At 71.9% G+C, this 10,313-nt stretch carries 8 protein-coding genes; 3 read left to right on the top strand and 5 right to left on the bottom strand.

The features are described 5' to 3' along the window. Positions 1-89: 89 nt before the first annotated feature. Complete coding sequence (locus AB0898_RS29710; protein ID WP_366806126.1) at positions 90-1,532, bottom strand: MDR family MFS transporter; 1,443 nt, start codon at positions 1,530-1,532, stop codon at positions 90-92. A 53-nt stretch (positions 1,533-1,585) separates the two neighbouring features. Between AB0898_RS29710 and AB0898_RS29705 the strand changes: the two genes are divergently transcribed. After that, on the top strand, positions 1,586-2,431 hold the full coding sequence (locus AB0898_RS29705; protein ID WP_366806125.1) for an AraC family transcriptional regulator: 846 nt from the start codon (positions 1,586-1,588) through the stop codon (positions 2,429-2,431). Here AB0898_RS29705 and AB0898_RS29700 read toward each other — a convergent pair. Beyond that, a complete protein-coding gene (locus AB0898_RS29700; protein WP_366806124.1) occupies positions 2,428-3,765 on the bottom strand; it encodes a 6-phospho-beta-glucosidase in 1,338 nt (445 codons plus the stop codon). The two genes, AB0898_RS29705 and AB0898_RS29700, sit on opposite strands and share 4 nt — an antisense overlap. 239 nt (positions 3,766-4,004) lie before the next feature. On the opposite strand from AB0898_RS29700, the gene AB0898_RS29695 reads away from it, so the two are divergent. Further along, on the top strand, positions 4,005-5,417 hold the full coding sequence (locus AB0898_RS29695) for a glycoside hydrolase family 16 protein (RefSeq protein ID WP_366806123.1): 1,413 nt from the start codon (positions 4,005-4,007) through the stop codon (positions 5,415-5,417). Between the two features lie 21 nt (positions 5,418-5,438). On the opposite strand, the gene AB0898_RS29690 is transcribed toward AB0898_RS29695, so the two are convergent. From AB0898_RS29690 to AB0898_RS29680, 3 genes are read right to left on the bottom strand one after another with little or no spacing between them, the layout of a single operon-like run. After that, positions 5,439-5,861 carry a MerR family transcriptional regulator gene (locus AB0898_RS29690; protein WP_366806121.1) on the bottom strand — a complete coding sequence of 141 codons (423 nt, stop codon included), beginning with the start codon at positions 5,859-5,861 and terminating at the stop codon, positions 5,439-5,441. A gap of 53 nt (positions 5,862-5,914) precedes the next feature. Next, on the bottom strand, positions 5,915-7,117 hold the full coding sequence (locus AB0898_RS29685; RefSeq protein WP_366806120.1) for an MFS transporter: 1,203 nt from the start codon (positions 7,115-7,117) through the stop codon (positions 5,915-5,917). Positions 7,118-7,177: 60 nt separating this feature from the next. Next, positions 7,178-8,083, bottom strand: coding sequence for an AraC family transcriptional regulator (locus AB0898_RS29680; RefSeq protein ID WP_366806119.1), 906 nt, complete (start codon positions 8,081-8,083; stop codon positions 7,178-7,180). Positions 8,084-8,229: 146 nt separating this feature from the next. Between AB0898_RS29680 and tkt the strand changes: the two genes are divergently transcribed. Continuing rightward, positions 8,230-10,305, top strand: a complete 2,076-nt coding sequence (tkt, locus tag AB0898_RS29675) for a transketolase (protein WP_366806118.1) — start codon at positions 8,230-8,232, stop codon at positions 10,303-10,305. Positions 10,306-10,313 lie beyond the last annotated feature (8 nt).

Raw genomic sequence — 10,313 nt, 5'->3', positions numbered from 1 at the left:
GAGTCGATGCGGAGCATCGGCGACCGACGACAACGCGGCGAGGTGCGGTGCCAGGCGTCGCGAGCCCGGCCTGATCGACGAGACACCCCCTAGGGAGCCGGTGGGCCGGCCGTCTCGGGAACCTCGGTTCTCGCCGGATCGGCTTGTTCGGTGTGGGCGAGCAGGAGAGCCGGGACGGCGGCGGCGATCGTGATCGCCAGGACCCACCAGAAAGCGGTGGCGTATCCGTCGGCCTGCCCGGCGGGCGTGGGACTGTCGCTGAGCCGGCGGGTGAGGACGACGGTGAGTACGGCGGTGCCGATCGCGCCGCCGACGCGCTGGAGGACGTTGAGCTGCGGGGTGGCGTCGGGGATCTTGTGCGCCGGCAGGGCCTGATAGGCGGCGGTCATCGCCGGGATGATCGACAGGCCGAATCCGACGCCTCGCATGATCATCACGATACAGAGCAGCCAGTAGGACGTGGTGGCGGTCAGGAACACGAAGGGGATGGTCGAGAGCGCCAGGACGGCGGCGCCTGTGAAAGCGGTGATCCCGGCGCCATACCGGTCGGTGAAGGGCGCGGCGATCAGCGCGCCCACCGCGGTCGGTGCGACCAGGAGCCCGGCGATGATCACGCCTTCGCCGCGGACGGTCTGGAGGTAGAGGGGCATGAGGATCATCCCGCCGTAGTTCGCGGCGCCGAGTGCGAACGTCGCGATGGACGCGGCGGTGAACGCCCTGTTCGTGTACAGCCGGACGTCGAGCAGCGGCTGCTTCGCCCGCAGGGCATGCGTGACGAAGCCGGCCAGGGAGGCCGGTCCGGCCAGGAGCGCGATGGTGGAGGCGGTGTCGAGCCCGGCCGCGGCACCGAGTCGCGCCAGACCGTAGGTGATGCCGACGACCCCGAGTGAGGCAAGGGTCAGCCCGGCGATGTCCAGCCGCCCCCCGTCGCCTCCCTTCTCCCGGGGCAGGAGCCACAGGGCGAGCAGGACACCGGCGATGCCGATGGGGACGTTGAGCCAGAAGATCGCCTGCCAGCCGATGCCCTGGATGAGCAGGCCGCCGAGGGCGGGCCCGAGCGCCGGGGCGAGGATGAGCGGGATCGCGATGAAGGCCATGACCCGCCCCATCTGCGCCTTGGAGGACCGCGCGGTCCAGATGACCGTGCCGGCCGGCATGATCGCGCCACCGCCGATGCCCTGCAACGCGCGGGAGGCGATCAGCATCCCCACGCTCGTCGAGCACGCGCACAGCACCGATCCGATGGTGAACACCACCAGTGCGGCGCAGTACAGCCGGGTGGCGCCGAACCGGCGGGCTGCCCAGCCGGTGAAGGGGATGACCGCTGCGAGCGCGAGGAGGTAGGCGGTCACCACCCACTGCACAGTCCCCAGGCCGGCGTGCAAGCCGACCGAGAGGCGGTGCACGGCGACGTTGACGATCGTCGAGTCCAGGAAAGACAGCGACGCGCCGATCATCACCACCCCGATCGCTCGGCGCAGCACAGGCGAAAACCGCTCCGTCGACTCTGCCTCGGTTGCTACATCGTTCATGGGCACACACTCCTCAGGTCAGCCATTGCCAAGCTAGGCTGGCCGTTGTGCGCATGGAGGCCAATCGATACCCCGAACCGGCCAATACGGGTGGCCGCCCGGCGGTCTCGCCGATCTTGAACATCGACCCGGACACCGCCCATGCTCACGAACGGCTGGACCTGCACGCGCACCCGGAGCCGATGCTCACGTGGAGCTCGACCGCGACCCTGACAGGGACCGTCGCCGGCCGTGACTGGCTGATTCCGCCCGGCTACGGACTCTGGGTGCCCGGCGGCATCGAACACTCCGGCGCCGTGCTGCACGCGGGCGAAATGGTGACCATCACCTTCGCCGCCGACCGCCGTCCGCTCGACTGGACAGAGCCCACCTGCTTCGCCGTCGGATCGCTGCTGGGCGAGATCATCACCCACCTGCACGATGCCGCTCCCGACGACCGCAGCCGTCCGGCCGCCGAGGCGCTCATGTTCCAGCTGCTGGCCCCGCTGCCCGCGCATGACATCCGCATCACGATGCCCACCGACCCCCGAGCCCGCGCGGTCGCCGAACAACTCCTCGCCCACCCGGCCGACCAGCGCGAACTCGTCGGCTGGGCCGACCACGTCCACGCCGGCGTCCGCACCCTGTCCCGGCTTTTCCGCGCCGAGACAGGGCTCACCTTCTCCACCTGGCGCACGCACGTCCGCATCCGCGCCGCCATTCCCCTGCTGGCCGACGGCATACCGGTGGGCGGCGTCGCCCGAGCGGTCGGCTACCGCAAACCCAGCGCCTTCATCGCGGCGTTCCGCCGGGTCACCGGCCAGACTCCCGGCACCTATCTGCCCCAACCGCCGAACGCACCGTCACACCCGCAGCCCTCGTCATCTGGCTCCGGACATGATCCGAGGAACATTCCCTAGCGCAGGTACGCCAGTTCCGGATGGACGGACGTGTAGCCGTCGAGCAGGCGGCGCGCCACGTTCACCGAGTCGACCAGCGGGTGCAGGGCGAACGCCTTGACCGCGCTCGCGCGTGAGCCGGTGCCGGCGGCGGCCAGGACCTCGCGTTCGACGGCCTTGACCGCGCAGACCAGGCCCGTGGCGTGGCCGGGCAGGGGGGCGGTGGTGAGGGGGTGGGCGCCGTCGGCGCCGACCAGGCAGGGGACTTCGACGACCGCGTCCTCGTCCAGCGCCGAAAGGGTGGTGCGGTTGCGGACGTCGAGGATCAGGGTGGTGCGCTCGTCGCGGGAGATGGCCCGCATCAGGGCGAGGGCGACCTGTTCGTAGCCGCCGGACAGATCTTCTTCCTCCCGGTCGCCCGCTCCGGCGCTCTCCCGGTTCTCCGCCATGTACGTCGCCTCGCGCTCGGCGCGGGTGCGGTCCCAGGCGGCGAGGGCGGAGACGCCGGGGTCGGCGGCCTCGGCGTAGAAACGGGCCTGCTGCTCGCCGAGGAAGGCGCCGCGCGTCAACTCGGCGTCCTGGTAGGCGCGTACGGTCTCGCGGTTGAAGTAGTAGTAGTGCAGGTACTCGTTGGGGATCGCACCGAGGGACTGGAGCCAGTCGGTGCCGAAGAGGCGGCCCTCCTCGAAGGAGCCGAGCAGCGCCGGATCGGCGAGCAGGCGCGGGAGTTCGTCGCGTCCCGCGACCCGCAACCCCCGTACCCAGCCGAGGTGGTTGAGGCCGACGTAGTCCACGAACGCCTCGCGCGGATCGGCGCCGAGCACCCGGGCGATGCGGCGGCCGAGGCCGACCGGGGAGTCGCAGATGCCGATGACACGGTCGCCCAGGTGCCGGGACATGGCCTCGGTGACGAGCCCCGCCGGGTTGGTGAAGTTGATGACCCAGGCGTCCGGTGCGAGCCGGGCGATCCGGCGGGCGATGTCGACGGCGACGGGCACGGTCCGCAGCCCGTACGCAATGCCCCCGGCCCCGACCGTCTCCTGCCCGAGCACCCCCTCCGCCAGCGCGACCCGCTCGTCCTCGGCGCGTCCCCTGAGGCCCCCGACCCGGATCGCGGAGAACACGAAGTCGGCCCCGCGCAGCGCCTCGTCCAGATCGGTGGTGGCCATGACGCCCGGCGCGTCCGGCACTCCCGCCGCCTGCTCCCCCAGCACCCGTGTGACGGCCCGCAGCCGCCCCGCGTCCGTGTCGTACAGCACGACGTCGGTGACCCGCCCCGCACCCCGGTCGCCGAGCAGCGCGCCGTACACGAGCGGCACGCGGAATCCGCCGCCTCCCAGAATCGTCAGCCTCACGTCCGTACCCTTCGCGCGCCACCGTCGGTCACCTTCCCGGATCATGGCACGCACGGGGCGAGCACGGCGCGATCTGCTCCGGTAAGGGCGGCTTCAGGGGGTGAACTCCCGTACGGGGCAAGGAGTTTGCTTGTTACAAGTCTTGACGCCCGCAGGGCCGCGGAGCACATTGGCCGCACCGTGAGAGCGCTCTCAAGGGCACCCGCAGCACTTTCCCCCCGTACCCGGAAGGCACCCCCATGAGCGAAACCTCCGGCATGCCCCGTGCGGTCGGCGGACGCCGGTACTCGGTCCGCCGTGCCCTCGTCGCGGCCATCGGCACGCTGGGCCTGGCGGCGGTGGCGGCGGCGACGGGCGTCGCCCCCGCCGACGCCTCCGCGCCCGCGCCGTCCGCCGGCTGGAGCCAGGTCTTCCTGGACGACTTCGACGGCGCGGCGGGGTCCGGCGTCAACACCTCCGACTGGCAGTACGACACCGGGACTTCGTACCCGGGCGGAGCGGCGGGGTGGGGCACCGGTGAGGTCGAGACGATGACCTCCAGCACCAGCAACGTCGCGCTGGACGGCAACGGCAATCTGCTGATCACCCCGCGCCGCGACGGCTCGGGGAACTGGACCTCGGGCCGTATCGAGACCAAGCGCACCGACTTCCAGCCCCCGGCGGGCGGCAAGTTGCGGGTGCAGGCCCGTATCCAGCTGCCCAACGTCACGGGCGCGGCCGCCAAGGGCTACTGGCCGGCGTTCTGGATGCTCGGCGCGCCGTTCCGGGGCAACTACTGGAACTGGCCGGGCGTCGGCGAGCTGGACATCATGGAGAACGTCCAGGGTCTGAACACCGACTGGTCCACCGTGCACTGCGGCACCAGCCCGGGCGGCCCGTGCAACGAGACCACCGGCATCGGCGGTTCGACCTCCTGCACCGGCACCACCTGTCAGGCGGGCTTCCACACCTACGCGATGGAGTGGGACCGCTCCACCAGCCCCGAGGAGATCCGCTTCTACCTCGACGGCGTCAACTTCCACACGGTGAAGGCGAATCAGGTCGACGCGACCACCTGGGCCAACGCCACCAGCCACGGTTACTTCCTCATCCTCAACGTGGCGATGGGCGGCGGCTTCCCGGGCGCCTTCGGCGGCGGCCCCGACGGCGGCACCGAGCCGGGGCACCCGATGACCGTGGACTACGTCCAGGTCCTCCAGGCCGGCGGCGGAGGCACCACTCCCCCGCCCTCCGGCGGCAGCCGTGACGCCTACGGCACCATCCAGGCCGAGTCCTACGACAGCCAGTCCGGCACCACCACCGAGTCCACCACGGACACCGGCGGCGGCCAGGACCTCGGCTATGTCTCCAACGGCGACTGGGCCCTGTACAAGGGCGTCGACTTCGGCTCGACCCCGGCCACCCAGTTCAAGGCCCGCGTCGCGAGCGGCGCCCCCGACGGCGTCAGCGGCCTGGTCGAGGTCCGCGTCGACAGCCGTAGCAACGCCCCCGTCGGCAGCTTCGCCGTCGGCAACACCGGCGGCTGGCAGACCTGGCGCACGGTCCCGGCCAACATCTCCTCGGTGACCGGCAAACACGACGTCTACCTCACCTTCACGAGCGGCCAGCCGGCGGACTTCGTGAACGTGAACTGGTTCGGCTTCGCCCACTGAGGGTCCGGTCGGCGAGTTCTGTCAGCGAGCAGGTACGGCGGCTGTCGCCAGGGGGTCCGCCTCCCGGCGACAGCCGTTCGCGGGCCGCGCGCCCAGTTCCGTCAGCCGGTCGAGCAACCCGGCCCGCACCCGCGCCAGTTCGTCGATCCGCCCCTGGACCACGGTCAGCCGCTGTTCGAGCAGCGCGGTCTTGGCGGCGGGTTCCGCGCCGCTGTGGGTGCCCGCGAGTTCGTCGCGCAGACAGTCCTCGATCAGGAGCAGGTCGTCGGTGGTGAGTCCGGAGGCCAGGAGCAGGCGGATGTTCTCGACGACGCGTACGGCGTCGGGGCCGTAGGAGCGGTAGCCGTTGGCGGAGCGCCCGGGGCGGAGCAGGCCGTGCTCCTCGTAGTAGCGCAGGGCGCGGGTGGTGGTGCCGGTGGCGTGGGCCAGTTCGCCGATGCGCATGGTGTTTCTCTCTTTCCCGGGATGTCAGGCGACGCGTTCGCTGTCCCGGGGTGTCAGGCGACGCGTTCGCCCGGCCGGTCCCGCACCGCGCCCCGGCGCTCTCCGGCCGCCTCCCGCAGGGCCCACCCCAGGGCGACGAGCGCGATCAGGCTACCCGCGAGCGGCAGCCGCTCCAGCCCGGCCCCGGCCGCGAGCAGCCGTCCGCCGAGCCAGCCGCCCAGTGCCGTACCGAGGTTGAACGCCGAGCTCTGCACGGTCAGCGCGAGGGTGCGGGCCCGTCCGGCGGCGACGTCGAGGAGCCGGGTGTTCACGGCCGGGATGACGGCGTAGTAGGCGGCGCCGAAGAGGAACAGGGCGGCCACCGCGGGGACCTTCGCCCCTGTGGTCACGGCCAGGAGCAGCAGGGCGACGGCGAGCGCGCCCACGGTCCAGCCGATCGCGCCGGTGACCGAGCGGTCGGTGAGCCGTCCGCCGGCCGTGCTGCCCACCGTGCCGCCGATGCCGAACAGCAGCAGGAGCACGGTCGCGGCGGCGGGGCTGAAGCCGGCCGGGCCGGTGAGCAGCGGGGTGATGTAGGTGTACGCGGTGAAGGCGGCCGCCGCGCTGAGCGCGGTGACGGCCGTGACGGCGCGCACCCGCCGGTCGCCGAGCACCCGCAGTTCCGTCAGGCGCCGTCCCGGGGCGGCCGGTTCCGGGGTGCGCGGCACCAGCGGCGCCACGCACACGGTGACCGCGGCGGTGAGCGCGGCGACGGCCCAGAAGGTGGCCCGCCAGCCGAGCCACTGCCCGACGGCGGTGCCGAGCGGCAGCCCGGCGATCATGGCCAGGCTGAAGCCGGCCGAGACCCGGGCGACCGCCCGGCCGCGCCGCTCCGGCGGGACGAGGTCGGCGGCGGTGCGGAAGAACAGCGGCATCAGCGCGGAGTGCGCGAGGGCGGCGAGCACCCGGCCCCCGGCGAGCAGGCCGAACCCCGGTGCCAGCGCGGAGACCACGTTGCCGAGGACGTAACAGCCCATCAGGGCGGTGAGCAGTGCCCGGCGCGGCGCCCGGCCGGTGCTGAGCGCGAGGACCGGGCCGCCGACGACGACGGTCAGGGCGAACGCGCTGACCAGCAGCCCCGCCGTGGACAGCGGGACCGAGACGTCGGCGGCGATGGCGGGCAGCAGCCCGGCGATCATGATCTCGCCGGTGCCGAGGGTGAACGAGCAGAGGGTGAGCACGGCAAGTGCCCGGGACGGGTGTGGCGTTCGGTTCATGTCCGGCAGCCTCGGCCTTCACGCCGGGGTGAAGGTCAAGCCGGACCGTGGCCCCCCGGTTCAGCGCAGCTCCGCCCGAAAAGCCACCGGCGTCTGTCCCGTGTGCAGATGGAAGAACTTGGAGAAGTTGGCGCCGTCCGGGAAGCCGACCGCCGCGCCCACGCGCCCGATCGGCATGTCGGTGTGGGCGAGGAGGCGTTTGGCCTCCAGGATGACGCGGCGGTCGATGAACCCCTTGGGGGTCTGGCCGGTGGCGGCGCGGACGGCGCGGACCAGGGTGCGGCGGGAGTAACCGAGCGCGTCCGCGTAGGCGTTGACGCTGTGGTTGGTGGGGAACCCCTTCTCGACCGCGTCCCGGAAGAGCGTGAAGGTGGTGTCGGCCTGCCGCCGGGAGGCCTCGGCGGAGCTGGCCGCGAGGTGGGCCAGGCGCAGCAGGAAGGCCGTCAGGCTGTGCCGCAGGACGGCGGTGTGCAGGCTGAGCGGAAGGGTGGTGGTGTCCTCGTACTCGCGGCGCAGCTGGTCCAGGGAGGCCTGGAGCGCGGCGAGCTGGGCGGGTTCGGGGTGCAGCAGGGGCGGCAGATCGTAGCGGTAGAGGTTGGTGGCCTCGACGGTGGCGCGGGGCAGGAAGCCCGGCTGCATGGTGAGGACCGTGCCGCGGTACTCGCTCGTGCGGGAGAACCGGTGGAGCTGGCCGGGGCGGATCCACAGGAGGTCGCCGGGCCCCGCCTCGTACTCGGCGAAGTCGATCATGTGCCGTACGGGGCCCTCGGTGAAGAGCATGACCACGTGGAAGTCGATGCGGTGGACGCGGTCGAGCGGCGCGTCGGCGTGCCAGGTGTGGCCGGTGCCCATCGCCCCGACCTGCATCCCGACGCCGCCCACCGCCAGCTCGGTCGGGAAGGGGAAGGTCGCGATGCCCTCGCCGTGCCGGCCGTCCGGAGCGGCTTGAGTGGTTCTGTCCGCCATGTTCTTTTCGCGCCGTCCCTCTCACGCGTTCGTTGTCCCAGATTCACCACAGGCTGACACACCCCGACCTTTCCGAGAAAAAGTCAGACTTTTAAGTTTGAACGCGTTTGATCAGAAACCATGCTTCGAACGAGGACTTCTTGAAGATGAGCACGCAGACACCCGAGAGCTTCGAGTGGACCGATCTCGACCGTCGCGCCGTCGACACGGCCCGGCTTCTCGCGGCCGACGCCGTGCAGAAGGTCGGCAACGGCCACCCCGGCACCGCGATGAGCCTCGCGCCTGCCGCGTACACGATCTTTCAGAAGGTGATGAAGCACGACCCGGCGGACCCCGAGTGGACCGGCCGTGACCGCTTCGTGCTGTCCCCCGGCCACACCTCGCTGACGCTCTACACCCAGCTCTTCCTCGCGGGCTACGAGCTGGAGCTGGACGACCTCAAGGCGTTCCGCACCCAGGGCTCGAAGACGCCTGGACACCCGGAGTACGGGCACACGGCCGGTGTGGAGACGACGACCGGACCGCTCGGCCAGGGCGCCGCCAACGCGGTGGGCATGGCCATGGCCGCCCGCTACGAGCGCGGCCTGTTCGACCCCGAGGCCCCCGAGGGCACCTCGCCCTTCGACCACACCATCTGGGCGATCGTCTCCGACGGCGACCTGGAGGAGGGCGTCTCCGCCGAGGCCTCCTCGCTCGCCGGCCACCAGAAGCTCGGCAACCTGGTCTTCCTCTACGACGACAACCACATCTCGATCGAGGGCGACACCGAGACGGCCTTCTCCGAGGACGTCCTGGGGCGGTACGAGGCCTACGGCTGGCACACCCAGCGCATCGAGCCCACCGCCGAGGGCGACGTGGACGTCCCCGCGCTATACGCGGCCCTGGCCGCCGCCAAGGCCGAGACCGGGCGCCCGTCCATCATCGCGATGCGCACGATCATCGCCTGGCCCGCCCCGACCGCCCAGAACACCGAGGCCTCCCACGGCTCCGCCCTCGGCGCCGAGGAGATCGCGGCCACCAAGCGCGTCCTCGGCTTCGACCCGGAGCAGTCCTTCGAGGTCTCCGACGAGGTCCTGCGCCACGCCCGCCGCGCCCTGGACCGGGGTGCCGAGGCGCACGCCGCCTGGGACAAGAAGATCGCCGAGTGGCGCACCGCCCAACCCGAGCGCGCCGAGCTGTTCGACCGCGTCTCCAAGGGCGAGCTGCCCGAGGGCTGGCAGGACGCCCTGCCGGTCTTCGAGGAGGGCACCTCGGTCGCCACCCGCGCCGCCTCCGGCAAGGTCCTGAAGGCGCTCGGCGGCGTGCTGCCCGAGCTGTGGGGCGGCTCCGCCGACCTCGCGGGCTCGAACAACACCACGATCGACGCGAGCAGCTCCTTCCTCCCGGAGGGCAACCCGCTGCCCGAGGCGAACCCGTACGGCCGTACGGTCCACTTCGGTATCCGCGAGTTCTCCATGGCGGCCGAGATGAACGGCATCGCCCTGCACGGCAACACCCGCATCTACGGCGGCACCTTCCTGGTGTTCTCCGACTACATGCGCAACGCCGTCCGTATGTCGGCCCTGATGCAGCTGCCGGTGACGTACGTCTGGACGCACGACTCCATCGGCCTCGGCGAGGACGGCCCGACCCACCAGCCGGTCGAGCACCTGGCCTCGCTGCGCGCGATCCCGGGCCTCAACATCGTCCGCCCGGCGGACGCCAACGAGACCGCCATCGCCTGGGCCGAGATCCTGAAGAGGCACGCCACCGACCCGGCCCCGCACGGACTCGCGCTCACCCGCCAGGGTGTCCCGACGTACGCTCCGAACGAGGACGCGGCCAAGGGCGGCTACGTCCTGCGTGACTCCTCGACCGAGGTCCCGGAGGTGATCATCATCGCGACCGGCTCCGAGGTCCACCTCGCCGTGGCCGCCCGTGAGGCCCTGGAGGCCGAGGGCACCGGTACGCGCGTGGTGTCCATGCCGTCCGTGGAGTGGTTCGAGCAGCAGGACCGCGCCTACCGCGAGAGCGTCCTGCCGCCCGCCGTCAAGGCCCGGGTGGCCGTCGAGGCCGGCATCGGCCTGACCTGGTACCGCTATGTGGGTGACGCGGGCCGCATCGTCTCCCTGGAGCACTTCGGCGCCTCCGCCGACGCCAAGACCCTGTTCGCCGAGTACGGCTTCACCCCCGAGAACGTCGCCGCCGTGGCCCGCGAATCGCTGGCCGCCGCGCGCGCCTGATCCACGCG

The organism is Streptomyces sp. NPDC005435, from assembly GCF_040703155.1.
Taxonomy (GTDB): Bacteria; Actinomycetota; Actinomycetes; order Streptomycetales; family Streptomycetaceae; genus Streptomyces.
Note: the sequence above shows the minus strand (reverse complement) of the source record. Positions and strands in the feature narration are given on the sequence as shown.

Coding starts and splice junctions, on each gene's coding strand:
- AB0898_RS29710 (WP_366806126.1), bottom strand. CDS start 1,532: ATGAACGATGTAGCAACCGAGGCAGAGTCGACGGAGCGGTTTTCGCCT.
- AB0898_RS29705 (WP_366806125.1), top strand. CDS start 1,586: ATGGAGGCCAATCGATACCCCGAACCGGCCAATACGGGTGGCCGCCCG.
- AB0898_RS29695 (WP_366806123.1), top strand. CDS start 4,005: ATGAGCGAAACCTCCGGCATGCCCCGTGCGGTCGGCGGACGCCGGTAC.
- AB0898_RS29690 (WP_366806121.1), bottom strand. CDS start 5,861: ATGCGCATCGGCGAACTGGCCCACGCCACCGGCACCACCACCCGCGCC.
- AB0898_RS29685 (WP_366806120.1), bottom strand. CDS start 7,117: ATGAACCGAACGCCACACCCGTCCCGGGCACTTGCCGTGCTCACCCTC.
- AB0898_RS29680 (WP_366806119.1), bottom strand. CDS start 8,083: ATGGCGGACAGAACCACTCAAGCCGCTCCGGACGGCCGGCACGGCGAG.
- tkt (WP_366806118.1), top strand. CDS start 8,230: ATGAGCACGCAGACACCCGAGAGCTTCGAGTGGACCGATCTCGACCGT.